Source organism: Ruegeria sp. BH6, from assembly GCF_056538105.1.
The window spans coordinates 80,664-106,714 of the sequence record NZ_JBQFSR010000005.1; the positions used below are offsets into that span (position 1 = coordinate 80,664).

The following is a 26,051-nucleotide window of genomic DNA, read 5'->3' on the forward strand; positions in this document are numbered from 1 at the left end:
AAGGTCCGCGCGCCTAGGCAACCTAAGGATCGGTTCCTACGGGCAGTTTCTCGCATCCACCCTCGGGCAGGCATTGTTCGCCGGGTTTGCACCATTTGCCATAGCCGCAGTCGATGGCCTTGATCGGCACGCATCCCTGATGTTCGGAACACTTGAACCCGGGGCGGCATTGCGAGCCGGTTTCCTCGCACAAAAACCATCCGGGGCGCGAGCATCCGCCGCCCGGCAGACAGGACGATCCCGCACCGCAAGTCAGGCCATCATCGCAGACCGTGGGCAGGCCTTCGATTGCTGTGTTGGGGTCAAAATCGGGCGTGATGCGTTCACATTCGCGGCGCGCATTGCAGATCGAGCCGCCCGGGCAATCCGCGCGCGAAGTACAACTGTTCGCCCCCGCAGGCGCGCATCGCGTGCCCCCCGCAACGCAGCGCTCAAACGGGCCGCAGGTGCGCCCGCCCCCGCAATAGGTGCCACCCAGAGGAATGCAATGGCCATCAAAGCTGCATCTCTGTCCGCCCGAACAGCACCTTGTGCCGCATTGGAACTGGCCGGGGCGGCATTGGCCGTTGCGGTCGAAAAGCTGCGCAAAAGCAGGGCCGCTGAGGGTGGTCAGCAGCAAAGTAATCATAAGGAATCGCAATAGAACCAACATGAATACTCTCATGGTCGGTGCGACGGACCGCCCGATCAAGGCCTATTCGCTTTCCCTCGTTCAAAAGCTGGTTAGATTGAAGGGTATGGAATCGGCTCTGGACTATCAAACGGCGCGGGCTCTGCTGGAATGGCAGATCGAACTGGGCGCAACGGACGCAATCGGCGATGCGCCGATTGACCGTTTTGCGTTGCCTGACACTGCGCCCAAGGCCAAAAAGCCCGCCGTGGCCCAGTCTGCCCCGGGAAAACCCAAGAAGGTAGATCCAGTTGCCGTGGCGAAAGCGTCAGCCCAAGGTGCTGGGTCGCTGGAACAATTGCGTTCGGCGATGGATACGTTTGAGCATTGCGAGCTGAAGCGTGGGGCGCGGCAGTTGGTCTTTGCAGATGGCACGCCGGGCGCACGGGTCATGATCATCGGCGAAGCGCCGGGCCGTGAAGAGGACCGTGAAGGCAAGCCCTTTGTCGGCCGCGCGGGGCAATTACTGGACCGGATGCTGGCGGCGATTGATCTGGATCGCACCCAGAACGCCTATATCACCAACGTCCTGCCCTGGCGCCCGCCGCAGAATCGCGACCCGAAACCCGAAGAGATCGGGATGATGAAACCGTTTCTGGAAAGGCATGTGGCGCTGGCCAAGCCCGAGGTTCTGGTGATTATGGGCAATATCAGCTGTCAGGCGGTGCTGGGCAAGCGCGGTATCACCCGGTTGCGCGGGCAATGGGCACAGGCGCTGAACCTGCCGGTCATCCCGATGTTCCACCCCGCCTACCTGCTGCGCCAACCACAGATGAAGCGGCAGGCCTGGGCTGATCTGCTAGAGCTGAAAGCCCGGCTGGAGGGCAAGTGATGCGCATTCTTGCCTTTTCCGACCTGCATATGGCACGCAACCGCGCGGCCGAGGTCGTCGCGGCCAGCGCCGAGGCCGATCTGGTGATCGGGGCTGGGGATTTCTGCAAGGCGCGACAGGGGTTGGACCAGGCGATGGCGATGCTGTCCGGCATCACCGCACCGTTCGTGATGGTGCCCGGCAATGCCGAAAGCGCGCGGGAACTGGTCGAGGCCGCGCCGGAAGGTGACCATGTGCTGCACGGCACCGGCATGACATTGGACGGCCTGCGGCTTTTCGGGCTGGGGTATGGCGTGCCGGTTACACCTTTTGGCGACTGGTCCTGTGACCTGACCGAGGCCGAGGCCACTGAATTGCTGGACCGTTGTGACGCGGCGGATATCCTGATCGCGCATTCACCGCCCAAGGGGTACGGTGATGTCACGTCGCTGGGCGATGCGGTGGGGTCCGTGGCCGTGCGCGACGCAGTGGAACGCTTGCAGCCGCAACTTGCGCTGTGTGGACACATCCATGACAGCTGGGGCTATCGCGGCAACCTAGGCCGCACGCAGATCGCCAACCTGGGCCCCACAGTAAACTGGTTTGAGGTCACCTTATGATAGAAATGGTCACGCTGCTGGCGTTTATTCCGGCAGCTTTGGCACTGAATTTCACCCCCGGCGCAGACATGTTGTTTTGCTTTGGGCAAGGTTTGCGGTCAGGTGCCAAACCGGCTTTCGCTGCAAGTGCGGGAATTTCCCTCGGATCGATGGTTCATGTTTTTGTAGCGGGGCTTGGGTTGGGGGCCGCTGTAGCGACGATGCCATGGCTGTTCGATGTAATCCGCTGGATGGGGGTGGCTTATCTGCTGTATTTGGCATGGGGCGCGATCCGGAACGGGGCGGTGTCCGCCGATGCGCCTGCAAAGCCCACAAGCCACGCCTTTCGCGACGGGTTGGTGGTGAACCTGACCAATCCCAAGGTCATCCTGTTCGTTTTGGCCTTTATCCCGCAATTCGTGAATCCCGCCATAGGGCCGATCCTGCCCCAATTCCTGATTTTGGGCGTCATCATCGCGCTGGGCGGGTTTGTGGTAAATGGGCTGGTGGGCGTATTTGCCGGGGGCGCGGGGAAGGTTCTGATCTCCAATCCACGCGCCTCACGTATTATGGGCTGGGTGACCGGGGGAATTTTCGCTGCCCTCGCCATCCGGCTTGCCATCATGGAAAGGGCCTGACACCACATGTCACGCATCGACGAAAGCATGGAATTCATTCCGGTTCGGATCGCCGTTCTGACCGTCTCGGATACGCGATCGCTAGACGATGACCGCTCAGGTCAGACATTGGTCGACCGGATCGAACGCGCGGGTCATTCGGTGGCCGACCGCAAGATCATCCGCGATGAGCGCGGTGAGATCGCGGCGCAGTTGCGGCTGTGGGCCGGTGACCCGGACATTGACGTGGTGATCTCGACCGGTGGCACCGGTTTGACTGGCCGCGATGTGACAGTTGAGGCGCACCGGGACGTCTATGAAAAGGAAATTGAGGCATTCGGCACTGTTTTCACCCTCATTTCGATGGAAAAGATCGGCACTTCAGCGGTGCAATCCCGCGCCACGGGTGGTGTGGCCGAGGGCACTTATCTGTTTGCACTGCCCGGCAGCCCCGGTGCCTGCAAGGACGCCTGGGACGGTATTTTAGAAAAACAGTTCGATTACCGGCATCGTCCCTGCAATTTCGTGGAAATAATGCCAAGATTGGACGAACATCTCCGACGGAAGTAGACTGGTTGCACGTATAACTGATTGTAACCGCTTTGTGGCTTGGCATTTTTCCGTGCCCGGCTACGTTTTGCATATGGTAGCCTGATGCGACCGGGGTAAGTGATAGATGCGATTTTTGAGGCAAAGCCTTGTTGGTGTCTTTCTGGCGTTTCTAACGCTGGCCTTGGTATTTGTCGCGGTACAGCTGATTGTCAGCGCGGTGCAAGAGGCCCTGAACCGCGACAGTGAGCCACCCGAGGGCCGCGAACGCATTTTTGCCGTCAGCGTGCAACCGGCCGAGTTAGAGACGGTAACCCCCTATCTCGAAGCCTTTGGCGAGGTGCAAAGCCGCCGCCGCCTGGAGCTGCGCGCCGCATTGGGCGGGCGCGTGATCTCGTTGGCTGAGGATTTTGAGGATGGCGGCGTCGTCACCACCGGCGAGGTTCTGGTCGAACTGGACCCGGCTGACGCACAATCGGCCCTGGACCGCGCCAAGTCCGACCTGCTGGACGCTCAGTTCGAGGAACGCGATGCCGAACGCTCACTGCTTTTGGCGCAGGATGAGTTGAACTCGGCCGAGGCGCAGGCGGCCTTGCGTGGACGTGCCATGCAGCGTCAGAAGGATTTGCAAAGCCGCGGGGTGGGCACGCCTGCCGCCGCAGAAGAGGCCGAACTGGCCGAAGCGGCCGCACAGCAGGCGGTTCTGGCGCGTCGTATCGCACTGGCGCAGGCGGAATCGCGCGTCGATCAGGCAACCACGTTGTTGGCCCGTGCCCGTATCGCGCTTGAGGCCGCTGAACGCGATCTGGACGACATGACCGTCCGCGCGCGGTTTGCCGGGACGCTGACGGATGTGACCCTGGTCGAGGGCCGGTTGGTTGCGGCGAATGAAAAACTGGCGGAATTAGTGGATCCCAACGCGCTTGAGGTCGCGTTCCGTGTCTCGACTGCGCAGTTTGTGCGCCTATTGGATGCCCAGGGTAATCTGATCGAGGCGCCGGTGACCGTATCGCTTGAGGTAACAGGAACCGATCTGATCGCCACGGGGCGCATCAGCCGCGACAGCGGATCAGCGGGTGAAGGGCAGACTGGCCGTCTGATCTATGCCCGTCTGGACGACGCGCCCGGTTTCAAGCCCGGCGATTTCGTTACGGTCACAGTACAGGAACAACAGCTGGACAATGTGGTGCGTTTGCCATCATCGGTTCTTGATGCGGCGGGCACGGTGCTGGTGCTGGGCCCCGATGACAGGCTCGAGGCGCTGCCTGTGCAACTGATCCGTCGCCAGGGCGATGAGGTGTTGTTGCGCGGTGATGGTCTGGTCGGGCGCGAGGTTGTTGTTGGCCGGACGCCGCTGTTGGGTGGCGGGGTTCGGGTGCGGCCACTGCGGATCGAGGCCAATGCCGGGGCGGAACCGGACATGGTTGAATTGTCGGATGAACAGCGCGCCCAACTGGTGGCGCGGGTCGAGGCCAGCGATCAGATGCCGAACGACGTCAAGGCTCGTGTTCTGGGACAATTAAGCGAGAGCCGTGTCCCGGCCTCATTGGTGCGCAGCATCGAGACCCGGGCAGGAGGGTAAGCGCCATGATGCGCGACATCCCCGGCGCGGCGGGCGGTATCCTCAGCTACTTCACCCGCCATCGGACTGTGGCCAACCTGCTGTTGCTAGTGATGCTGGTTCTGGGTGCTGCAGCGATCCCGGCAATGCGCGCGCAGTTCTTCCCAGATGTGATCCTCGAGCGGATTGATTTGCAGGTCGAATGGGAAGGTGCCGGCCCCGAAGACGTCGATAATGGAATAGTTCAGTTGCTGGAACCGGCGCTACTGGCCGTCGAAGGTGTGACCTACTCCTTCTCTTCCTCGCGTGAAGGGGTAGCGCACATTGAACTGGAGTTCGAGCCCAATTGGGACATGTCGCGCGCTGTTGACGAAGTCAGGACCGCCGTCGACAGTGTGACCAACTTGCCAGAGGACACCGAAGAGCCCTCGATCCGGCGCGGGGCGTGGCGGGATCGGGTGACAGATGTAGTCGTGACCGGCCCGGTCGATCCGGATCAACTGGCCAAGTTCACTGACGAGATGATCAATCGGCTGTTTGCGAATGGCGTAACCCGCACCACGATCCGGGGTCTTGCTGCTCCGCGAGTGGTGGTCGAGGTTCCAACGGCACAGTTGATCGCTAATGACGTCACTATGTCCGAGATTGCGCAGGCCATAGCCGCAGAGGCGATGGCCAGCCCCGCTGGCGACGTCACCGGTGCCAATGCCCGCATCCGCACTGGCACCGAAAAGCGCACCCCCGAAGAGATCGAGGGCATCGCACTGCGCAATTTCGCCGATGGCTCCAAGCTCTATATTGGCGACGTGGCGGAAATCCGGGTCGAAGGGGTCAATCGCAACCGCAGCTACTTTGTCGGCGAAAACCCGGCCATGTCGGTGCGGGTTGACCGCTCGAACCTTGGGGATGCTATCGAGATTCAGCACACGGTCGAGGATGTGGTGGCCGAGCTTCAGGCCAGCCTGCCAGAAGGTGTGACGATCGAGCTGATCAGAACACGCGCGCAGGCGATCACCGACCGTCTGGATATTCTTGTTGACAACGGCCTAGTAGGGCTGGGCCTTGTGGTCTGCTTGCTGTTCCTATTCCTGAATGCGCGCATCGCCTTCTGGGTTGCGGCGGGTATCCCGGTGGCAATGTCAGCGGCGATAGCGTTCATGTATATCGGCGGGTTGTCGATCAACATGATTTCGCTGTTCGGGCTGATCATCACGCTGGGTATCGTGGTCGATGACGCCATTGTGGTTGGCGAACACGCCGATTTCCGTGCCCGCCGCCTGGGCGAGGCCCCGGTGGTGGCCGCCGAACGGGCTGCCCGGCGCATGGCGATGCCGGTCTTTGCCGCCACCCTGACCACCGTGATCGCTTTTTTCGGTCTGACTGCCATCGGCGGCCGGTTTGGGGAACTGATCTATGACATCCCGTTCACTGTGATTGCGGTGCTAATCGCCTCGTTGATCGAGTGTTTCCTGATCCTGCCCAACCATATGGCTCATGCCATCGCGCATTCGGCGAAAGAACATTGGTATGACCTGCCCAACCGCGTGGTCAATCGCGGTTTTCGTTGGGTGCGCGATAACCTGTTCCGCCCGCTGATCGCCTGGGTGGTTTGGGCCCGCTATGTGGTTGTGGCCGTGATGGTGGTGATCCTGGCCAGCCAGATTGCGCTATTTATCAAAGGTGATGTGAACTGGCGCTTTTTCAACGCGCCCGAACGCGGCTCGGTCACCGGCAACTTTATCATGGCCGAAGGTGCGACCCGCGAAGATACGCTGGCGATGATGCGCGAGATCCAGCGCGCTGCCGAAGAACTGGGACAGATTTACGAAGAACGCCATGGCCGCAATCCTATCGATTATGTGTTGGCCGAGGTGGGCGGAAACGCCGGATGGTTCAACCCGCCCGCCGCAGAAGGCAAGGATCAGGACTTGCTGGGCGGGATTTCAATCGAGCTGATCGACGCCGACCTGCGCCCCTATTCCAGCTTTGAGTTCGTGGGCGAGTTACAGGATTTTGTACCGCGTCATCCCAAGGTCGAGATGCTGACCTTCCGCGGCTGGCGATCCGGGCCCGGCGGTGATTCAATCGAGGTGCAGTTCTATGGCGCCGACGTGAACACGCTCAAAGCAGCTTCCGAAGATCTGCGGGCCGAATTGGCGAAATACCCCGAGGTTTCGGCGCTGCAGGACGACCTGGCCTATGACAAGGAAGATTTCATTCTGGATTTGACACCCATAGGGCAGGCGCTGGGTTTTCGTATGGAAACGCTGAGCCGTGTGTTGCGGGATCGTCTGAACGGGATCGAGGCCGCGACTTTCCCCGATGGCCCGCGCAGCGCCGAAATCCGTGTCGAATTGCCCGAAGGTGAACTGACCGCCGATTTTCTGGAACGCACCCTTATGCGCACGCCGGATGGCGTTTATGTGCCGCTGGCCGATATCGTCTCGGTCGAGCGCAAGTCGGGCTTTTCGACGGTGCGGCGCAATAACGGCCTGCGGGTGATTACGGTGGGGGGTGACATCTCCGAGGATGATCCGGCCCGTGCGGCAGAAATTGCCCGGGCGCTGAATGACGAGATCCTGCCCAATATCGCCGCCGAACGGCAGGTCGAATGGCGGTTGACGGGCCTGAGCGAGCAAGAAGATGAATTCCTGACCGAGGCGCGCACTGGCCTTATCCTGTGTCTGACCGGGATCTACCTTGTGCTGGCCTGGGTTTTTGCCAGCTGGACGCGACCTTTGGTGGTGATGGCGATCATTCCGTTTGGATTGGTGGGCGCGATCTGGGGGCACTATATATGGGATGTGCCGCTGAGCATGTTTACCGTGATCGGCCTGCTGGGGATGACTGGGATCATCATCAACGACTCGATCGTTCTGGTCACGACCATCGACGCCTATCAGCGAGAGCGGGGGTTGGTGCCGTCGATTGTCGAAGGCACGGCGGATCGACTCAGACCCGTGATGCTGACGACGCTGACGACGGTTTTGGGGCTGACACCGTTGCTGTATGAAGGTTCGCAACAGGCGCAGTTCCTCAAACCTTCGGTGATAACGCTGGTGTACGGGCTGGGTTTCGGAATGTTTCTGGTGTTGTTACTGGTGCCGGCGCTGCTGGCTATTCTAAACGACCTGTCACGCCCGATGACTGCGTTGCGCCGGGCGATGCGGGCACCGGATCGAGTGGTGCAGGGCACGGTGATGGCCACCGGGCTTGTGTTGCTGCTGTGGTTTGGCATGACGATGATTTGGCCCGCGATGACTGGCGCGCCAGTTGGTTTGTTGTCAGGGCTCTACCCGGGGGATGAGGGCATCGCGGCGCTGCATATGGGGCTGGGAGCGTTCCTTGCCGGTGCGCTACCAATTCTGATGCTAAGCGTCGTGTTGTCCGGCTTGCTTTACGTGCGGCTCAAGGGACGGGCGGCCTGACACGCCTGCAGCGCGGTTTCCAGCAGATCGACGACTCGATCACTCATGGGCAGGTCACCTTGTCTGATCTGATCTATCGAAAACCAGCGGGCGTCCAGCGCATCGTCCCCTGCGACGGGAGAACCTGAACGATATTCACAAGCGACCCCGACCAGCAGGTAATGCGACTGCACAGCGCCCTGTTCGTCGCGGCGCAGAAGGTCCAGATTGTCAAGATAACACAGCGGTTCCGCGATGACCGAGGTTTCCTCGCGCAACTCCCTTTGCGCGGCTTGCATCACCGTTTCGCCCCATTCCACATGCCCACCGGGAAACCCCCAGAGCCACGCATCTGGCTGTTTGCTGCGCTGCACCAGCAGCACGCGGGTTTCATGTACAACAACGGCCAGCGCGCCGATCTTAGGAGTATTCCCCATCTCTCAGCCCGCGCTACATCCCTGAATGTCGACGGCATGATTGGCGCCCAGCACCGTGATCCGTATATCGGACCGGTCGAGCGCAAATGGTCCGCCCGAGGCGCTGATCACCTCGGATATGGCCACCAGGGTCCCGCCCTGCCGTGTCGTTTCGGGTTCCGAGGCCCAAAGCGTGGGGTTTCCCGGTTCGATCACCGCAACCTCGCGCCCTCCGGCCGAGGGCATGGTTACGCGGGCTTCGATCCGCATACCGTCTGATGTGGGGGTCAGATGGCAGCTGGCGGCAGTCACCTGAGCCTCTTTCGCAGAATAGGGGCGTTGGGCCAGTGCTGCGGCAATGGCTGGGTTGCGCCCGGCGTCAGCGTCCAGCGTATGGTCGAAATCCAACGTCTCGGGGATGCAGACATCCTTGCAGACGCCCAAATCCATTTCCCCACGCAACCGCACGGGTTTGGCGGGGTCGCTTGGAGTAATTTCAACAGGCAGAACCAGTTGATCGGCATAGCCCAGCGATTGCAGGCCATTTTGTACAAATACGTGGGGCGCAGGCCAGGTGATCGCCACATCACCCACATTTTGCGAGCGGTTCCAATCAAACTGCGGCGGGATACCAGCGTCACCGGGTGCGCGCCAATAGGTTTTCCAGCCGTCCTTCAGCGTCAGTCGCAGCGCCCCCAGATAGGTGCCATTGGCCGTACGCCCACCATCAAGCACGTCCAGTTGCACAACGTCGTCCTCAACCTGCGCATGGGCGGGCGCGGTCAGGGCAAAACAGGCGGTCAGGGCGGCCGCGGTTGATTTTAGATAACGCGTCATACCCCATAGATGCGTGGTCTTGCCGGTGATTCCAAGTCACGTTCGGGTCACTGTGATGAAATCTAGCGAAATGTGACCTGATCCCTTGCCAACCCCCACGTGCCGGGGCCATTGTTGAAGGAAGACGAAGCAAGAGTTTTAAATCCATGGATCTGACCGGAAAACTGTTGATCGCGATGCCTGGAATGGGTGATCCACGTTTCGATCACTCGGTGGTGTATATCTGCAGCCATGGCGAGGACGGGGCCATGGGCCTGATTGTCAACAAACCGTCGGATTTGCGGATCAAAACCCTGCTCAGCCAGTTGAACATCGCCTGCAGCATCCCTGTCGTGGGCGAACGTCTGGTTCATTTTGGCGGCCCGGTTGAGATGTCGCGCGGATTTGTCCTGCACAGCGCGGATTACGATGCCAACCTGCATTCCATGCAAATCTCGGATGATTTCAGCATGACCGCGACATTGGATGTGCTCGAGGATCTGGCCTCGGGGCGGGGGCCTTTGAACTCGATGCTGGCGCTGGGATATTCCGGTTGGGGTCCCGACCAACTTGAAGATGAGATCGCCATGAACGGCTGGCTGACCACCGAGGCGACCTCGAAACTGGTGTTCGATGTGCCCGATGATGAAAAGTGGGAGGCTGCGCTGGCGACGCTGGGTGTTGACCCGCTGACCCTGTCGGCCAGCGCCGGGCGCGCCTGATCAGTTGTCACGCGGCGCAGCGGCGCGGCGCAGGCGGTCATTGATAGCCGCGCCCAACCCATGATCGGGGATCGTTGACACCGCAATCGGGCGGCCTGTGGTGTTCAACCTGTGCAGGGCCGAGAACAGGTTTGCGGCGGCTTCGGTCAAATCACCGCTATCTGACAGGTTCAGATCACACGGAACAGCGCCAAACCCCAGCAAAACCTCGTCACCCTGCGGGCCGGCCGCATTCAGGCGTACGGGTGCGTCGGGGGCGTAGTGCGATTGCAACTGGCCCGGCGCTGTCAGTACATCCGAGGCCTGATGCAGGTGCAGTTGTGTATTCAAAACGGTTTCGATCTGTTCCAGCGCCACACCGCCGGGGCGCAGCAATGCGGGCTCTCCGGCCAGTCCAACGATGGTGGATTCCAGACCAACACCGCAGGGGCCGTCATCCAGTATGGCCGCGATACGCCCATTCAGACCCGCGCGCACGTGATCGGCAGTCGTAGGGCTGATCTGACCGGAGGGGTTGGCCGATGGCGCTGCCACCGGCCCGTCAAAGGCTGACAGCAACGCCCGGGCCGTACCATGTGCTGGGACCCGAACCGCCAGCGTCTCTAGCCCGGCTGTGACCAGCGGTGAAATCCCGTGCCCCTCGCGCAGAGGAAGAACCATTGTCAGGGGGCCGGGCCAGAATGCGGCAGCCAGCGTCTCGGCCCGCTCGGACCATTCGACATATCGCTGCGCTGCCTCGGCAGAGGCCACATGCGCAATCAAAGGGTTAAAGCTGGGTCGTCCCTTGGCGGCATAAATGCTGGCCACGGCTTCGGTATTGCGGGCATCGCCGCCCAACCCATAGACAGTTTCAGTGGCGAAGGCGACCAGCAGGCCCTGCCGCAGCAGGTCAGCTGCCTGTGCGATTCCGCCCGGATCGGCGGCTAAATCCAAAGTGCCGTTAGGGTTCATTTCATGTGACGCCGCGTTTTGATTGCTTGCAGAACAAGGCCAGTTACGTTTCCGACCAATCAAGGATGCATAAAGGTGGGCATTGCAATTTCCAACCCCACCCGCCAAAAACCGACCCAAACAGACCCGGGGGAAGACATGCCATACCGCGCGCCCATTTCCGACTATGAGTTGTTGTTCCGCCACGTCGTCGGATTCGATCAAATCGCGGCGACCGAGAAGTTTTCGGAGGCCAGCGAAGATGTGGTCGGTGCGATCCTGTCTGAGGCCGGCAAGATGTGCGAAGAGGTAATGGCCCCGCTGCAACGCCCCGGTGATCTGGAGCCATCGCGGTTGGAAAATGGCGTGTTGCGTACATCGCCCGGTTACGTAGATGGGTGGAAAGCGATTGCCGAAGGCGGTTGGATCGGGATGAGCGGTGACCCAGAATTCGGTGGTATGGGCCTGCCGATGGCCCTGACCACCGCTGTAAATGAGATGATGTCGGCCGCGTGCTTGTCGCTGCAACTGGCACCGTTGATGACGCAAGGCCAGATCGAAGCGCTGGAACATCACGCCAGTGACGAGCTGAAATCTCTGTACTTGCCCAAGATGATGACGGGCGAATGGTCGGGCACCATGAACCTGACCGAAGCGCAGGCCGGATCGGATGTGGGGGCTTTGTCTTCCAAGGCAGTGCCCAAAGGCGACGGGACCTATTCGGTTTCGGGTCAGAAGATCTTTATCTCTTGGGGTGACAACGACTTTACTGAGAATGTCTGCCATCTGGTGCTGGCGCGTCTGCCGGATGGTGTGCCCGGAACCAAGGGGATTTCTCTGTTTTTGGTGCCCAAGTACCTGCCCGATGAAAACGGCAATCCCGGTGTGGCCAACGATCTGAAAGTGGTGTCGCTGGAACATAAGATGGGCCTGCATGGCTCACCAACCTGTGTCATGCAATATGACGGGGCCAAGGGCTGGCTTGTTGGTAAGGAACATGGCGGCATGGCTGCGATGTTCACCATGATGAACAACGCACGTCTGGGTGTTGGTGGTCAGGGTGTGGGGGCCGCTGAAGGTGCCTACCAGCACGCGCTGGCCTATGCGCTGGACCGCAAGCAAGGCAAGACGCCCTCGGGCACCATCATCGACCATGCGGACGTGCGCCGGATGCTGATGAGCATGCGCGCCGATACCTTTGCCGCGCGCGCCATCATGCTGGCCAATGCGGCTGCTATCGATATGGCCACGGCCACCGGTGACGCCGAATGGTCCGCACGCGCCGCGCTGCTGACCCCGATCTGCAAGGCCTTCGGAACTGAAACAGGCATGCGCGTCTCGGAAACTGGTGTGCAGGTTCACGGCGGTATGGGGTTCATCGAGGAAACGGGCGCAGCCCAATATTACCGCGACGTCCGCGTCACCGCGATTTATGAGGGCACCAACGGCATTCAGGCCATGGACCTTGTGGCGCGCAAGATGATGGATGGGGGCGAAGCAGCCTCGCGCTTGTTGGACGAGATCGAGGATCACGCCGAACAGGCCCGCGCCAGCCTGCCGGGTCTGGCGGGTCCCGTATGGGAGGCGACCGAAAGCCTGCGCGAAGCCACCGAGTGGATCGTGGCGCAATCGGACATGAACGCTCGGTTTGCCGGTGCTGTGCCTTATCTGCACGCCTTCGCCCGCGTTTTGGGCGCGCATTACCACCTGAAGGCGGCGCTGGCTGACCCCGAAGGTCCGCGCCTGAAACTGGCGCGGTACTACATCAACGCATTGCTGCCGGAATATGCCGGTCTGCTGACGCAGGCGCAGAACGGGGCCGAGGACATCTATGCGCTCACCCCTGAGGAGCTGGCGGTGTAATGGACGGGGATACACCTTTGGCAATCCGCTATCCTTGGCCTGAGCCTCCGGCGCAGGGCGAGGCGATCGAGGTTGCTGAAGGGGTGCTGTGGATGCGCCTGCCGCTGCCCATGGCGCTGGATCACGTCAACATCTATGCGCTGGACGATGGCGATGGATGGACAGTGATCGACACGGGCATGTCTTCGAACAAGACCCGTCGCATCTGGGAAACCCTAATGGGGGGTCCGCTGGGCGGCAAGCCGATCAACCGGGTGGTCGTGACCCATCACCATCCCGACCACGTGGGCAATGCAGGCTGGTTTCAATCGGAACACGGCGTGGAACTAGTGGCCTCGCGTACCGCATGGCTGTTCTCGCGAATGCTGCAATTGGATGTGCAGGAAAGCTGGCCGCAGGAAACGTTGGATTATTACCGCAGCGCGGGCATGGACGCGGGTGTTCTGGCCAAACGGATGACCGAGCGTCCGTTTAACTATTGCGACACGGTCTATCCAATGCCTCTGGGCTTTACCCGGATCAAGCAGGGCAGCGTCATCCGCATGGGTGGCCGTGACTGGGACGTTCATATGGGCAACGGGCACGCCCCTGAACACGCCACGTTCTGGAGTCGCGATGACAATCTGGTGATCACCGGGGATCAGATCCTCAGCTCGATCAGCCCCAATCTAGGCGTCTATGTCACCGAACCTTTGGCTGATCCCGTGGCCGAGTGGCTGGAGGCATGTGAGCGTCTGCAAGGCTTGGCGCGGCCTGATCATCTGGCGCTGGGTGGGCACAAGCTGCCTTTTACCGGCTTGCCGCTGCGCATGAAGCAATTGATCGACAACCACCACGGCGCGCTGGACCGGTTGCAGGACTATCTGGACCAACCCAAAACCGCGGCCGATTGTTTCATGCCTCTATTCAAGCGCCAGATCAAAGAAGGCGAGTACGGGCTGGCTTTGGTCGAAGCGGTTGCACATCTGAACCATCTTTACCACATTGGAACTGTCAACCGGACGCGCCGTGCTGACGGGGCCTGGGAGTTTCAGCGCAAAGGGTAAAGCCATGCAGGACCAGATCAAAACATCAGCCGAGGCAGCAGAAGCGGCAGCTTTGCCCCGTTGCTATGAGGTCCACGCCAACCCGGACGCGAAATCAGGTGCCAAGGATCTGCCCGGACAGCTGCAAAAACCGGTCGAGACCAAAAGCCCGGCGCAATGGGCGTATGAGCGGTTGATCTTGTATATCCAGAACTTCGAACAAACGCTGACCGGTGATCAAGAGGTCGCCATGGGCTTTACCGGTGGCGATGCGGGCGTGATGCGGATCGAGGGCATGGGTTATTTTGATCCCGATATCATCACTTTTTACGGCTCGGACGCGACCGGTGCGCGAACCCAGCTGGTGCAGCATGTCAGCCAACTGAATGTGATGCTGCGGGCCCTGCCCAAGTCGGTCGAGGACAAGCCCGCCAATCGCATTGGATTCCGGTTGGCCAAGGATCTGGAAGAAAGCTGATCGCCTGACTTGCAATTCACGTCTGCGCAGCCTTGAATGAGTGCAACTTTCAAGGAGGCCACGTGACCAGTTTCTCAGACGTTACAACTGCCTACAGGCGCGCCTGGGCGCGCCGTCGCGTGTTCGTGCCGATCTACATCGCCGTGCGCCTGCTGCTGGTGGCATTGATTGCACCGGGCGTGGCGATCACCGTAAACCTTGCCGTATCGCTGTCGAATCAAACCGCGCTGACGGATCAGGCCATCGCCGCCTTTATCCTGTCACCCGCCGGTTTCATCGCTGCTGTTGCTGTGCTGAGCCTGTTTCTTCTGGCCGAAGTGTTTGTTTTCTCGGTCATGGCCGCATCGTTGCGGATGGGCGAAGCCGATCCATGGCGCGCGGGCAGTTCCGCCATCGGCCTGATCCTGTCGCGCCTTTCGGCACTATTTGGATTTGCCGTGCGGTTCGTGCTGCGCGTTCTGCTGCTGGTGCTGCCTTTTGCTGTGGTTGCAGCACTGATCGCGTGGTGGACGCTGACCGAATATGACATCAACTATTACCTGACCTTCCATCCGCCCTCGTTCTGGGTCGCGGTGGTATTGATCGGAGCGGTAGTTCTGGTCATGGCCTGGGTGTTGATCCGCAGGCTCTCGGCTTGGGCGCTGTCGCTGCATCTGGTGCTGTTCGAAAATGTCCACCCTGGGCATGCCTTTAACATCAGCACCAGCCGGATGGAGGGCAAACGTGGGCGCCTCAAGATCGAGCTGGCGATATGGCTGATCCTGCGTCTGATCATCGCCGCGCTGATTGCCTGGGTCGCGGGTATCCTATTCGCCATCGTTCCCCTGCAGGGCGCCAGCCATCTGCGTCTGGCCTTGCTTTACAGCCTGTTGGTGGCAGGGGTTTGGTCATTGGCCGGATTGGTGCTGGCGGCGACTGCGTTAGGCGCGTTGGCAGTGTTGCTGGATGGTTTTTTTGAGATCAAGACAGACGAGCCATTGCATCCCGAACCCGGCAGTCTGCGTATTCCGCTGTTGGCAACCGTCGGCGCAGCCGTGGTGGCTGTGTTGATCGGGTTGTGGTTTGGTCAGCATTTGCTGGAACGTGTGCAAGCTCCCGACCGGGCCGAGGTCATCGGTCATCGCGGCGCGGCGGCGGTGCGCCCGGAAAACACCATGGCCGCAGTGCTCAAGGCCATCGAAGACGGTGCGGACTGGGTTGAAATCGATGTGCAGGAAACGGCGGATGACGTGGTGATCGTCGCCCATGATAGCGATTTCATGAAACTTGCTGGCGTGAACCTTAAGGTCTGGGATGCGACGATGGAGGATGTCGCCCAGATCGACATCGGCAGCTGGTTTGGTCCCGAATACGCCGATGAACGCACCCCAACTCTGCGTGAGGTGCTTGAGGCCGCAAAAGGTAAAGCCAAGGTCATCATTGAGCTGAAATATTACGGCCATGATGTCGATCTGGAAAACCGCGTGGTGGCCCTTGTCGAAGAGTTGGGGATGCAGGACGACATTGCCACCATGTCGCTGAAATACCCCGCCGTGCAAAAAATGAAGTCCATCCGCCCCGATTGGCGGGCTGGCGTTCTGGCGGCAACGGCGGTGGGTGACCTGACAGGGCTTGAGGGCGATTTCCTTGCCGTCAACGCCGCGATGGCGACGCCGGGTCTGGTGCGCTCGGTCCATGAGGCGGGCAAGGATATTTATGTCTGGACAGTGAATGATCCGTTGCAGATGTCGGCCATGGCCTCGATGGGGGTGGATGGGCTGATCACCGACCGTCCTGCAATGGCCAACGAGGTGCTGCGGGTGCGAGCTGAAATGGGCCCGGCCGAGCGGTTGCTGTTATGGATGGCGACCACTTTTGGCATGTCCATCGACACAGAGGCGATGCGTGATGAAAGCCCCTAAACTGGCGGCCTTGCTGGCAGTAATGGCCGCCCCGGCAACGGCACAGGAATTCATGCGAAACATCGAAATGCCAGCCCACCGCGCGCTGATCGCGCAACGTGGGGATGCCGAGCCCATTCCCTTTGAAACAGATGGCTGTTCCGGCGGTTTGTCCGCCAGTTGGCGCTTTGTGGCTGAAACCTTCCCCAAATTCAGCGCGCTATACGAGGCGCACCCGCCGTGGGAATATTGCTGCGTGACCCATGACCGCGCCTATCACAACGCTGGTGGCGCATCGAACGCCGAGCAAAGCTTTGACGCGCGCCAGTCGGCGGATGACACGCTGCGCGCCTGCGTCAAACAGCACGGCGATGACCATGCCGAGGATTATGCCCAACGCTATGAAATGACCCCCGACCAGATTCGTACGGCACACTTCTTTACGGCCGAGGCGATGTATACCGCCGTGCGTTTGGGCGGTGGGCCCTGTTCCGGCCTGCCATGGCGGTGGGGGTTTGGTTATCCGGGATGTTCCGTGTTTCAATCCGTGACCCCTGCGCGCGAATGACGTGGTGACAGGCCTCGATTTTTCGATTATCCAACATCTCAAACACGCGAATTAGGAATCTCTGAGTCATGGCTGAATACAAGCACGGCGAAATGGACATCACCGTCCAAACCAAAACCTTCAACGGTTTCATCAAGGCCACCACATGGTGCGTGGTTGCGATTGCCTTCCTTTGCCTGTTCCTGGCGGTCTTCGCCGCGTAATCCAAACCGGGGTCGACCGTGATCAGGATTTTGTTTGCCTGCCTTCTGGCGGCAACTGTTGCAGGCTGCACCGGGTCGCAGCGCCCTCAGGCAGATCAGTCAGAAGTCGTGGCACGGTCTTACCGTGATCCGGGTCCGTCGACGCTGACGCTTTATACAATGATCAGCACCCGAACCGGTTCGGGGGCGCATACCTCGTTGATGATCAGTGGTAGTGAGCGGGTGATTTTTGACCCTGCAGGTTCATTCCGCGCGGATGTTGTGCCGATCAAGAACGACGTGCTGTACGGCATCACTCCGAATGTCGAGCGCGCCTATCGCAGCAGCCACGCGCGCGAAACGCATTTTGCGCGTATCCAAACCATCGAGGTCACCCCACAACAGGCGGAAATCGCCCTGCAGCTGGCCAAGCAGATGGGGCCGGTATCCAGTGCATACTGCGCCAACTCTACCTCTCGATTGTTGCAGCAGGTGCCAGGGTTCGAACAGATCGGAACCACGTTCTATCCGGTCAAACTGTCCGAGCAATTCGGCCAGATACCGGGGGTGTCCACCACCGAGTATCGCGAAAATGACGATGCCGATCTGCAAAAGGGTCTGGCGGCGAACAATGCCCTTCTGAACCAGCAGAGCGGTGCGCTAGCCCACTAGGTACAGCAGCGCGTAGAGGGTCGCGGCCCCGGAAAAGATCGCGGCAAGCACGTTTTTCGTAATCAACCCGGCCATCAGCGCGACAGCGGCTGCCGCCATGCGCGGGATGTCCGGCTGGCCGCCGGTTGCGGTCGGCCATACCACCAGCGGCGCGATCAGCGCCGGCAAAATTGCCACGGCAGTATAGCGTAAATGACGCAGCAGCCAGGGTGGCATCGGGCGATCCCCGACCAGGCCGAGGAACACGAACCGCAGGCCGTAGCTGCCCAGTGCCAGCCCGACAATGATGATCCACATGGTAACCGGATCGACCGCGTTCATGACGTGACCTTTCTGCGTTCGAGCCACAACTCCGCCTGTGCCCCGGCCATCATACCGGTGCACCCTGCCACCAGCAGGCCCAGATTATACGGCACCGCTACTGTCAGCAGCGAGACTGTGATGGCGACCAAAGCGGCCACAACATGCGGCAGTGTGCGCATCATCGGTCCGATCATGGCCAGAAAGGTAATCGGCAAGGCGAAATCCAGCGCCCAGCTTTCGGGTATTCGCGTGCCCAACACTGCCCCCAGATAAGTGGACAGTATCCACAAAGGTGTGATCGGTGAGACCGAGCCAAAGAAATAGGCCATGCGTTGAGGTACGGTCATGTTGGGCTCTTTTTCGAACCGGACCATGCAGCTGGCGTAGGACTGGTCCACGACCAGATATGCGCCAATGGCGCGTTGCCATAGTGGCGCGGCCCCCAGATACGGCGTCAGCGAGGCTGAATACATCGCCATCCGCAGGTTCACAGCCAGCGCCGAAGCCAGGATAATCAGGGTTGGCGCATTGTCTTGCAGCAGTTGCAAGGCCGCGAATTGCGCGGCCCCGGCGAAAACCGTTGCCGTGAACGCCATCGTCTGAATGATGGTCAGCCCGGTTTCGGTGGCGAATACCCCGAACAAGGTGCCGAAAGGTATGGCGACGAAAATGAACGGGGTCCCGTCGCGAAAACCCTTCCAATAGTATGACTTGGATGTGGTGTCTGCCATGGCTAAATCCTATGGTGATAGCCGCAGCAGTAGCGGTCTTGGGAAAGGGTTGCAATTGGCCAAGGAACTGGATGTCTCGGACTACATCATCGCCCCCGATCCCGGCGCGGCCCGCCTGACCCGCGCGGTCGAGGGCGTGGACCAGAATGGAGAGGTCAGCCAGATCTCGGTTGTCGAAGAGCGCCCTTTGACGATTTTCCTGAATTCCCAGGAAATCGTGACCGCAATGACCATAGGCGACTATCCGGAATATCTGGCGCTGGGGTTCCTGCGCAATCAGGGCATGTTGCTGGATGATGATCAGATCACGCGGGTCGATTATGACGACGATCTGGAAACCGTGATCGTCCGCACCGCGCGCGAGACGTCCTACGAGGACAAGCTGAAGAAAAAGACCCGCACCAGCGGTTGCGCAGTCGGCACCGTGTTCGGCGACATGATGGAGGGGCTCGAGGATGTGCGCCTGCCGCAAGTTCATGTGCGGACATCATGGCTGTATGAGCTGGCGGCCAAGATCAACCGAACCCCGTCGCTGTATCTTGAGGCCGGGGCGATCCACGGAACGGTTCTGTGCCTTGAAAACCGCCCTTTGGTCTACATGGAGGATGTCGGCCGCCACAACGCTGTCGACAAGATCGCGGGCTGGATGCTGTCCGAGGGTGAGGCGGCGGAAGACAAGATCCTCTACACCACTGGCCGTCTGACATCCGAGATGGTGATCAAGACGGCGATGATGGGCATCCCAGTGCTGGCCTCCCGTTCGGGCTTCACCGCATGGGGCGTCGAGATCGCGCGCGAGGTCGGCCTGACCCTGATCGGCCGCATGCGCGGTCAGCGGTTTGTGTGTCTGTCGGGCGAGGACCGGTTGCTGCGCGATGTGGACCCGGCCAGCGTGGCGGTTGAGGATAAGAAGCATCGCAGGAAGAGTGCGGAGTAACCATGTCGGAAAACTTGTTAATAGTGCCGTTGATCTTGGGGCCATTCGTGGTTTTTGGCATAGCAGGATTTTGGATTGCGGCCCGGCTTTGGTGGCCTCTTTTGGCAAGACTCGACATACCCCGGCGCAACCGAAGAGTGTCACGAAATCTGTTGTTTTCAGGATGCATGAACGGCACGCCGGAAATAATTTCAGAACTGAAAAGATGTAGACGCGCTTTCGCAGTTTTGTTTTCCGTATTCTTCGTATTTTCCTATTTTTTCTTCGGATTTTACGCCGCGATGTTATTTTTGACCTTCTTTGTCGTCAATTTCCTGACGACGCGGCCCCATGAACTCCCGGAGATCTCCACATGACTCGCCCTCTCGGAGTTATCCTCGCAGGCGGCCTTGCCACCCGGATGGGCGGCGGTGACAAAGGTCTGTTGCAGATCGGCGGGCAAAGCCTGCTGTCCCATGTGATCGACCGGCTGGCCCCGCAGGTGGATGGCCTTGCGCTGAATGCCAATGGTGATCCGGAACGGTTCGCTGATCTGAACCTGCCTATTCTGCCCGACACGATCGAAGGGTTTGCGGGGCCTTTGGCGGGCGTTCTGGCCGGGCTGGATTGGGCGGCCACGCAAGGGGCTGACTGCATTGTCACCGCTGCCGCCGATACTCCGTTTTTCCCGCGCGATCTGGTGATGCGGCTGAGCGACGCTGCCCAGGGGCAAACGCTTCCGCTGGTGCTGGCCACCACGCCACGCACCGGGGATGAGGCGCTGAAATCTGGTGGTGGAAAACGGGTCAATCGGCACCCGACCTTTGGTCTCTGGCCCGTGGCATTACGCGACGATCTGCGGGATGCGCTGAATGACGGCCTGCGCAAGGTCGTGCTGTGGACCGACAAACATGACGGGCGCGAGGCGCTGTTCCCGGCCGATCCCTTTGATCCGTTCTTCAACGTCAACACACCCGACGATCTGGCGCGGGCAGAACAACTGCTGGAGCAGGCATGAAGGTTTACGGCGTCATTGGCTGGAAAAACGCGGGCAAGACTGGGTTGATGGAGCGGCTGGTGACTGAGATCACCGGGCGCGGCTTTACCGTCTCGACCCTGAAACACGCCCATCACAATGTCGATGTCGATCAGCCGGGCACTGACAGCTATCGTCACCGCGTTGCGGGCGCGTCCGAGGTTCTGCTGGCCTCGGGTCAACGCGTCGCGATCATGCAAGAGCTGCGCGGCGTGCTCGAGCCTCCATTGAATGAGTTACTAGAGCGACTGTCGCCAGTCGATCTGGTGTTGATCGAGGGGTTTAAAAGCGAGGCCCACCCCAAGGTCGAAGCCTATCGGGCCGAGGCCGCGAACCCGTTGATGGCGCCTGAGAACGCGACGATCCGCGCCGTCGCAAGTGACACGCCGCTCGATGTGGCTGTGCCGGTCTTTGACCTGAATGACACCGCAGCCATCGCCGATTTCATTCTGCAAGAGGTTGGTTTGTGACCGGTTTCGATAGTTTTGCCATGGTCGATTGGTCCGGTGGCAATGACACCGGCCTTTCCGAACGCAAGGATGCCATCTGGGCCTGTGTGGTGCGTAAGGGCAGGGCGGAAGAACCGACATACCTTAGAAACCGCAAGATTGCCGAGCAATGGCTGCACGACCTGATTGCGGATGAGATTGCCTCAGGACGGCGGCTGTGTCTGGGGTTCGATTTCCCCTTTGGCTATCCCAAAGGGTTCGCCCGTGCGCTGACCGGATCGGATGATCCGTTGCGGTTGTGGGACTGGTTCGAGGCTCGGATCGAGGATTCGCCAAAAGCCAACAACCGGTTTGATCTGGCCGGAGAGATTAACCGCCGTTTTGGCGGCAAGGGTCCGTTCTGGTTCAATGGCCTGCGACGTGGCATCGACGGTTTGCCCAAAAACAAGGCGGGCTATCACAACCCATTTCCCGAGCGCCGTTGCGTCGAACTGAACCCCGAAACCAAGGGCAGCTTTACGTGTTGGCAAATGGGCGGGGCCGGTGCTGTGGGTGGTCAGGTCATGACTGGCCTGCCGGTTCTGGCCCGTCTGCGCCGCGCATTTACCGGACAAATCTCTGTCTGGCCGTTCGAGCCGCTGGACACCCCGGTCGCCTTTGTGGAAATCTGGCCCTCGCTTACCCTGGGGGCCGGGCCGAAAGACCGGATCAAGGACGCCTGGCAGGTGGAACAGGTCGCGCTGTCACTGGCCGGGATGCGACTCGAGGAATTGGCGATCCATCTGAACGTCAACGCAGCAGAGGAAGGCTGGATTTTGGGAGTGTCACAACGCAAGCCGGATATTGCCCCACCGCCCCTGCGCAACGATTGCTTTGCTTTGCCTGCCGGGGTGAGTTGGACGCCGGTGGATGACGCGCTGGCCCTGCTGCGCCAGCGGCTGACGGTAGTTGTGCCTGTTGAAACAATTGCGCTCCCGCAGGCTATGGGGCGTATTCTGGCAGAGGATATCATCGCTAAACGCTCGAACCCGCCGCAACCGAATACGGCCGTTGACGGCTACGGATTTGCGGGTGCGATGCCCGAGGGTGCGCAGGTGATGCCATTGCATCCGGGCCGCGCGGCTGCAGGTATCCCGTTTGATGGCACGGTGCCGCATGGCCATGCGCTGCGGGTGTTGACCGGCGCGGCGTTGCCTGAGGGTGTGGATACGGTCATTCTAGAAGAGGACGTGACCGTACAAGATGGCCACATCGCTTTTCACGGCCCCCTGAAACAGGGTGCAAACACCCGCCGTGCAGGTGAGGACGTGACCGCGGGCGATCTGGTTCTGTCTGCCGGGCGAAGGTTGACGCCCGCCGATCTGGCGTTGTTGTCGGCTGCCGGAATTGCAAAAGTTCCAGTGCGCAATACGCTGCGTGTGGCGGTGCTGTCGACCGGTGATGAACTGATCGAACCCGGAGACAAGGCCGGGCCAGGCCAGATATTCGATGCCAACCGCCCGATGCTGTTGTCACTGATCGACCGCATGGGGTTTCAGCCGGTGGATATGGGGCGGGTTTCTGATGACCGGGAAGATTTGCGCGATCGCCTGAATGCGGCGGCGGAACAGGCGGATGTAATCCTGACCAGCGGTGGCGCGTCAGCCGGGGATGAGGATCACGTCTCGGCCCTGTTGCGAGAGGCGGGGGCGATGCAGGAATGGAGGATTGCGCTCAAACCGGGGCGGCCGCTGGCTCTGGGATTGTGGGAAGGCACACCGGTCTTTGGCCTGCCGGGTAATCCGGTTGCGGCTAAGGTCTGCACCCTGATCTTTGCGCGCCCGGCTTTGGGTCTGATGGCGGGTGAGGGCTGGCAGGACCCACAGGGGTTCGATCTGCCCGCCGCCTTTGAAAAACGCAAGAAACCGGGCCGCCGCGAATATCTGCGCGCCCGAGTGCGCGATGGCCGGGTCGAGGTGTTTGCCTCTGAAGGATCGGGCCGGATCAGCGGGCTCAGCTGGGCCGAAGGGCTGGTCGAAATCGAAGACGGCGCGCGCCATATCAAACCGGGCGATCTAGTCCGGTTTATCCCCTACGGCAGCTTCGGCCTTTAGTCGAAGGTTCCAGCCACACGCCCCAGTAACATGAAGGCTCGCGCCGTTCGGGTCTCACCCAATGCGGTCAGGTCGGCATCGCTGGCCTCAGGTTCAAAAGCCACGATCATGTGGTCAAAGCGGCGCAGAAAATGATGTGCGGCGTCGCGAAAGATCGGGTCCTGCTTCATCCGCGCCGCCGTCAGCGCAAGCGACGACCGATCCCGAATGCCGCCCAAAGCCGCCACCGAGCGACCACGGGCACCCTGCGCGAATTGCCGCCAGATCTCGGGGCGGGACATGTCGGGGCGCAGGTCATCCATATAGATGCCTTCCTGGCTGAGCAGCGTCAAAACGTCCTGCGAAGCCTGCACCAGTTGGGCGGTCTTGCGGTCCTTCAACGCCAGACGCAAGGCGTCGAACCCTTCGGCGTCATCCTGCGTTTCGGGGAAATTCAGCGCTCGGATGAAAATATCGGTGCTGAGTGGCGGCGCGATGTCCTCGGCCTGCGTACCCAACTCCAACGAGGTTTGGTCGCCGGTTCCGTTTGACGCTGCCGCCCGCGCAGGTTCGCTACGTTTGGTCGAAAACGTGGCCAGTGTACTTTCGGTCTTTTTCGCGGATTCAGCGATTTCGTCCAACTTCTTGCTGACGGCCGGTTCGTGGGAAATGGCGGCCCGCTGTTGCTGGAGGACATAAGTCTGCCGGATCGCATCAATCGCAGTCTGTAGACGCTCGCTTTCTTCGCGCATGACGCGGCTGGCGCGCATCGCCGTGGCCGCGACCCAGATCATTGCTACCGGCATGAACACCGCCAGCAAGGTCACCACGAACCCACCTCCCTCGACGTCGTCGGGCAGCACCAGAAACACCACCGAAACCACCAGCCAGATCACGCTAAGCACGATGGCCGCAATCTCGATCTCGGTCACGGACGGCCGCGAGGGCTTGTCGTAAATACCCAACGACGTTGGCCGCTCGGCTTCCTGCTCTGGCGTGGGCTCGGACATGAAGGACGCTCCGGTCAGGCGTACTCGATACTCAGGACTTCGTAAGACCGCACACCACCGGGGGTGCGGACTTCGACACTGTCACCTTCGTCCTTGCCGATCAGGGCGCGGGCGATGGGGGATTTGATGTTGAGCAGACCGTTTTCGATATTGGCCTCATACTCACCCACGATCTGCCAGGTCTTTTCCTCGTCAGTGTCCTCATCGACCAGCGTGACCTTGGCGCCGAATTTGATCGCACCCGACAGCTTGGCGGGGTCGATCACATCGGCCAGCGATAGGATGCCTTCCAGCTCTTTGATACGGCCTTCGATAAAGCCCTGTTTTTCGCGGGCCGAATGATATTCGGCGTTTTCCTTCAGGTCACCCAATTCACGGGCCGTAGCAATGGCCTCGATGATAGCTGGGCGCTCAACGGATTTCAGGTTTTTCAGCTCTGCCGCAAGCGCGGCATTGCCCGTAGGCGTCATCGGAATTTTTTCCATGGTCTTGTCGTCCACGCATAAATTGATGCGCCCCGCCGCATGGAACCAGCGTCGGGGCGAATTGATGGGTTGGCAAATACCTGACCTAAATGAGGCGTGAATTGCAAGAGGTCTTGGCCCCGCAGCGGGCGGATTACGGCCTATGATGTTCGGGAAAAGTTTGAATCGCCAATACCCTGCCGCACTTCGCGCTCTCGGGATATTGGCGATAACGAGTTTGCAAGATGTTTCCCGGAACGCCCTAGTTGTAACTAATCACTTCGAATTCGATGCCATTGTCGTCGTCAAAGTAGAACCGTTTTCCGGGCTCATAATCCGCATGTGACTTGGGCGTGAAGCCGGCTTTGATCACTTGCTGCTCGGTGGCGTCGATATCTTCGACCAAAACACCCACGTGGTTCAGCCCTCCAATGATGTCGTAACTGCTTTCGCCGGATGGCTGCGGATCGCTGGGCGCATAAAGCGCCAGATAGGTATGCGCGCTGCCCACATGCACGGTATAGCCGCCCGCAATGGCCGGGCCTTCCCAGCGGGTTTTCCAACCAAACACCTTGTGCATCCACGCGGCCGAAGCCTGCGGGTCGCGAACGGTGAAGTTGGTGTGTTCAAGCGTCGCCATCATGGGGTCTCCTTTGCGAATTGAGGCTTGTCACGACTCACTGTAATTTCTAAACCTAACTTTAGGTCAAGAGATTAAATGAGGATAATGGCAGTTTCCGAAGGGCTGGCAATTGGCGCATTGGCCCGGCGCACGGGGTTGGCTGTGTCGGCCATCCGGTACTACGAGGCGCAGGGGCTGATCGCGCCCTGGCGCAATGCGGGTGGGCAGCGGCGGTATCAGCGCGCCGATATTCGGCGGTTGAGTTTCATCATGATCGCCCAGCAGTTTGGCCTGACGTTGCCCGAGATCAAGGATGTTTTGTCCGACTTGCCTGGCAACCGCACACCAACGCCCAAGGATTGGCAAAAAATCAGTGTCGGGCTGCGTGACCGTCTGGATCAGCGAATCGCTACCTTGACGCGGTTGCGCGACAATCTGGATGGGTGCATCGGCTGTGGCTGCCTCAGCCTTCCGAAATGCGCACTTTACAACCCGGACGACCGGGCCAAATGCCATGGTAGCGGTCCCAGGTACCTTATGGGGGACTCTCCCGATACATAACTGCCGCATTGCAGCAATGTTACGCCGTGTTTTGATTGACCAAGGTCTTAGCAACCATGTAATCAGCCGTGAAACAATATTGCGCCGACAGCATGTAGAAAGCGCCAATTCGGAAAGTTAG

The 26,051-nt window shown here is 60.3% G+C and carries 28 protein-coding genes; 19 read left to right on the forward strand and 9 right to left on the reverse strand.

Annotated elements, in window-relative coordinates; all coding sequences use genetic code 11:
- Positions 1-22 precede the first annotated feature (22 nt).
- Positions 23-652, reverse strand: coding sequence for a scavenger receptor class F, member 2 (locus tag ACR0B8_RS12305; protein ID WP_226689302.1), 630 nt, complete (start codon positions 650-652; stop codon positions 23-25).
- A gap of 85 nt (positions 653-737) precedes the next feature.
- On the opposite strand from ACR0B8_RS12305, the gene ACR0B8_RS12310 reads away from it, so the two are divergent.
- The 6 genes from ACR0B8_RS12310 (at position 738) to ACR0B8_RS12335 (ending at position 8,235) form a co-directional block, all read left to right on the forward strand.
- Positions 738-1,502, forward strand: a complete 765-nt coding sequence (locus tag ACR0B8_RS12310; protein WP_226689385.1) for a uracil-DNA glycosylase — start codon at positions 738-740, stop codon at positions 1,500-1,502.
- Entirely contained in the window at positions 1,502-2,101 is a 600-nt protein-coding gene (locus tag ACR0B8_RS12315) for a metallophosphoesterase family protein (RefSeq protein ID WP_170361308.1), read from the forward strand. Before ACR0B8_RS12310 ends, ACR0B8_RS12315 begins: the two co-directional genes overlap by 1 nt.
- A complete protein-coding gene (locus ACR0B8_RS12320) occupies positions 2,098-2,718 on the forward strand; it encodes a LysE family translocator (RefSeq protein WP_170350701.1) in 621 nt (206 codons plus the stop codon). The genes ACR0B8_RS12315 and ACR0B8_RS12320 overlap by 4 nt, the downstream gene beginning before the upstream one ends.
- Before the next feature lie 6 nt (positions 2,719-2,724).
- Positions 2,725-3,267 (forward strand): molybdenum cofactor biosynthesis protein B, encoded by a 543-nt coding sequence (gene moaB / locus ACR0B8_RS12325; protein ID WP_170350700.1) that lies wholly within the window; start codon positions 2,725-2,727, stop codon positions 3,265-3,267.
- 106 nt (positions 3,268-3,373) lie between these two features.
- On the forward strand, positions 3,374-4,828 hold the full coding sequence (locus ACR0B8_RS12330) for an efflux RND transporter periplasmic adaptor subunit (protein ID WP_226689303.1): 1,455 nt from the start codon (positions 3,374-3,376) through the stop codon (positions 4,826-4,828).
- Positions 4,829-4,833: 5 nt separating this feature from the next.
- Positions 4,834-8,235, forward strand: coding sequence for an efflux RND transporter permease subunit (locus ACR0B8_RS12335; protein WP_226689304.1), 3,402 nt, complete (start codon positions 4,834-4,836; stop codon positions 8,233-8,235).
- On the opposite strand, the gene ACR0B8_RS12340 is transcribed toward ACR0B8_RS12335, so the two are convergent.
- Together ACR0B8_RS12340 and ACR0B8_RS12345 are read right to left on the reverse strand one after the other, a co-directional pair.
- Positions 8,205-8,651, reverse strand: coding sequence for an NUDIX hydrolase (locus ACR0B8_RS12340; protein ID WP_170361315.1), 447 nt, complete (start codon positions 8,649-8,651; stop codon positions 8,205-8,207). The two genes, ACR0B8_RS12335 and ACR0B8_RS12340, sit on opposite strands and share 31 nt — an antisense overlap.
- A gap of 3 nt (positions 8,652-8,654) precedes the next feature.
- Positions 8,655-9,467 carry a protein-disulfide reductase DsbD domain-containing protein gene (locus tag ACR0B8_RS12345; RefSeq protein WP_170361317.1) on the reverse strand — a complete coding sequence of 271 codons (813 nt, stop codon included), beginning with the start codon at positions 9,465-9,467 and terminating at the stop codon, positions 8,655-8,657.
- A gap of 146 nt (positions 9,468-9,613) precedes the next feature.
- Between ACR0B8_RS12345 and ACR0B8_RS12350 the strand changes: the two genes are divergently transcribed.
- Positions 9,614-10,168, forward strand: coding sequence for a YqgE/AlgH family protein (locus ACR0B8_RS12350; RefSeq protein ID WP_170350691.1), 555 nt, complete (start codon positions 9,614-9,616; stop codon positions 10,166-10,168).
- Here ACR0B8_RS12350 and ACR0B8_RS12355 read toward each other — a convergent pair whose 3' ends face one another.
- Positions 10,169-11,119 (reverse strand): L-threonylcarbamoyladenylate synthase, encoded by a 951-nt coding sequence (locus tag ACR0B8_RS12355; protein WP_226689305.1) that lies wholly within the window; start codon positions 11,117-11,119, stop codon positions 10,169-10,171.
- A 138-nt stretch (positions 11,120-11,257) separates the two neighbouring features.
- Between ACR0B8_RS12355 and ACR0B8_RS12360 the strand changes: the two genes are divergently transcribed.
- The 7 genes from ACR0B8_RS12360 to ACR0B8_RS12390 all read left to right on the forward strand — a co-directional run bounded on the left by ACR0B8_RS12360 (position 11,258) and on the right by ACR0B8_RS12390 (position 17,766).
- Positions 11,258-12,961, forward strand: coding sequence for an acyl-CoA dehydrogenase family protein (locus tag ACR0B8_RS12360; protein ID WP_226689306.1), 1,704 nt, complete (start codon positions 11,258-11,260; stop codon positions 12,959-12,961).
- Positions 12,961-14,007 carry an MBL fold metallo-hydrolase gene (locus ACR0B8_RS12365; protein WP_170551684.1) on the forward strand — a complete coding sequence of 349 codons (1,047 nt, stop codon included), beginning with the start codon at positions 12,961-12,963 and terminating at the stop codon, positions 14,005-14,007. Before ACR0B8_RS12360 ends, ACR0B8_RS12365 begins: the two co-directional genes overlap by 1 nt.
- Before the next feature lie 4 nt (positions 14,008-14,011).
- Positions 14,012-14,464 (forward strand): DUF6173 family protein, encoded by a 453-nt coding sequence (locus ACR0B8_RS12370; protein WP_170361323.1) that lies wholly within the window; start codon positions 14,012-14,014, stop codon positions 14,462-14,464.
- A gap of 62 nt (positions 14,465-14,526) precedes the next feature.
- Positions 14,527-16,365 carry a glycerophosphodiester phosphodiesterase gene (locus ACR0B8_RS12375; protein ID WP_226689307.1) on the forward strand — a complete coding sequence of 613 codons (1,839 nt, stop codon included), beginning with the start codon at positions 14,527-14,529 and terminating at the stop codon, positions 16,363-16,365.
- Positions 16,352-16,912, forward strand: a complete 561-nt coding sequence (locus ACR0B8_RS12380; RefSeq protein WP_170412646.1) for a hypothetical protein — start codon at positions 16,352-16,354, stop codon at positions 16,910-16,912. The genes ACR0B8_RS12375 and ACR0B8_RS12380 overlap by 14 nt, the downstream gene beginning before the upstream one ends.
- A 68-nt stretch (positions 16,913-16,980) precedes the next feature.
- Complete coding sequence (locus ACR0B8_RS12385; protein WP_058281864.1) at positions 16,981-17,115, forward strand: aa3-type cytochrome c oxidase subunit IV; 135 nt, start codon at positions 16,981-16,983, stop codon at positions 17,113-17,115.
- An 18-nt stretch (positions 17,116-17,133) separates the two neighbouring features.
- The gene (locus tag ACR0B8_RS12390; RefSeq protein ID WP_170397118.1) at positions 17,134-17,766 is read left to right on the forward strand and encodes a hypothetical protein; all 633 of its coding nucleotides are present in this window, start codon (positions 17,134-17,136) and stop codon (positions 17,764-17,766) included.
- On the opposite strand, the gene ACR0B8_RS12395 is transcribed toward ACR0B8_RS12390, so the two are convergent.
- On the reverse strand, positions 17,755-18,087 hold the full coding sequence (locus ACR0B8_RS12395) for an AzlD domain-containing protein (RefSeq protein ID WP_170397120.1): 333 nt from the start codon (positions 18,085-18,087) through the stop codon (positions 17,755-17,757). The genes ACR0B8_RS12390 and ACR0B8_RS12395 overlap by 12 nt on opposite strands.
- Positions 18,084-18,800: an AzlC family ABC transporter permease gene (locus ACR0B8_RS12400; protein ID WP_170361335.1), complete on the reverse strand. Its 717-nt coding sequence runs from the start codon at positions 18,798-18,800 to the stop codon at positions 18,084-18,086. The genes ACR0B8_RS12395 and ACR0B8_RS12400 overlap by 4 nt, the downstream gene beginning before the upstream one ends.
- Positions 18,801-18,849: 49 nt before the next feature.
- Here ACR0B8_RS12400 and ACR0B8_RS12405 point away from each other — a divergent pair, with 49 nt between their 5' ends.
- The 4 genes from ACR0B8_RS12405 to ACR0B8_RS12420 all read left to right on the forward strand — a co-directional run bounded on the left by ACR0B8_RS12405 (position 18,850) and on the right by ACR0B8_RS12420 (position 23,294).
- On the forward strand, positions 18,850-19,737 hold the full coding sequence (locus ACR0B8_RS12405; RefSeq protein WP_170578081.1) for a formate dehydrogenase accessory sulfurtransferase FdhD: 888 nt from the start codon (positions 18,850-18,852) through the stop codon (positions 19,735-19,737).
- Positions 19,738-20,089: 352 nt separating this feature from the next.
- Entirely contained in the window at positions 20,090-20,734 is a 645-nt protein-coding gene (mobA, locus tag ACR0B8_RS12410) for a molybdenum cofactor guanylyltransferase MobA (RefSeq protein WP_480658631.1), read from the forward strand.
- The gene (gene mobB, locus ACR0B8_RS12415; RefSeq protein ID WP_480658633.1) at positions 20,731-21,222 is read left to right on the forward strand and encodes a molybdopterin-guanine dinucleotide biosynthesis protein B; all 492 of its coding nucleotides are present in this window, start codon (positions 20,731-20,733) and stop codon (positions 21,220-21,222) included. Before mobA ends, mobB begins: the two co-directional genes overlap by 4 nt.
- A complete protein-coding gene (locus tag ACR0B8_RS12420) occupies positions 21,219-23,294 on the forward strand; it encodes a molybdenum cofactor synthesis domain-containing protein (protein ID WP_413247488.1) in 2,076 nt (691 codons plus the stop codon). Before mobB ends, ACR0B8_RS12420 begins: the two co-directional genes overlap by 4 nt.
- Here ACR0B8_RS12420 and ACR0B8_RS12425 read toward each other — a convergent pair.
- From ACR0B8_RS12425 to ACR0B8_RS12435, 3 genes are all read right to left on the reverse strand, one after another.
- Positions 23,291-24,283, reverse strand: coding sequence for a hypothetical protein (locus ACR0B8_RS12425; RefSeq protein ID WP_170350677.1), 993 nt, complete (start codon positions 24,281-24,283; stop codon positions 23,291-23,293). The two genes, ACR0B8_RS12420 and ACR0B8_RS12425, sit on opposite strands and share 4 nt — an antisense overlap.
- Before the next feature lie 14 nt (positions 24,284-24,297).
- Positions 24,298-24,768, reverse strand: coding sequence for a transcription elongation factor GreA (gene greA, locus ACR0B8_RS12430; protein ID WP_058282071.1), 471 nt, complete (start codon positions 24,766-24,768; stop codon positions 24,298-24,300).
- Positions 24,769-25,009: 241 nt separating this feature from the next.
- The gene (locus ACR0B8_RS12435; RefSeq protein ID WP_170350675.1) at positions 25,010-25,390 is read right to left on the reverse strand and encodes a VOC family protein; all 381 of its coding nucleotides are present in this window, start codon (positions 25,388-25,390) and stop codon (positions 25,010-25,012) included.
- Positions 25,391-25,474: 84 nt separating this feature from the next.
- Between ACR0B8_RS12435 and soxR the strand changes: the two genes are divergently transcribed.
- Entirely contained in the window at positions 25,475-25,930 is a 456-nt protein-coding gene (gene soxR / locus ACR0B8_RS12440; protein ID WP_170350673.1) for a redox-sensitive transcriptional activator SoxR, read from the forward strand.
- Positions 25,931-26,051: the final 121 nt, after the last annotated feature.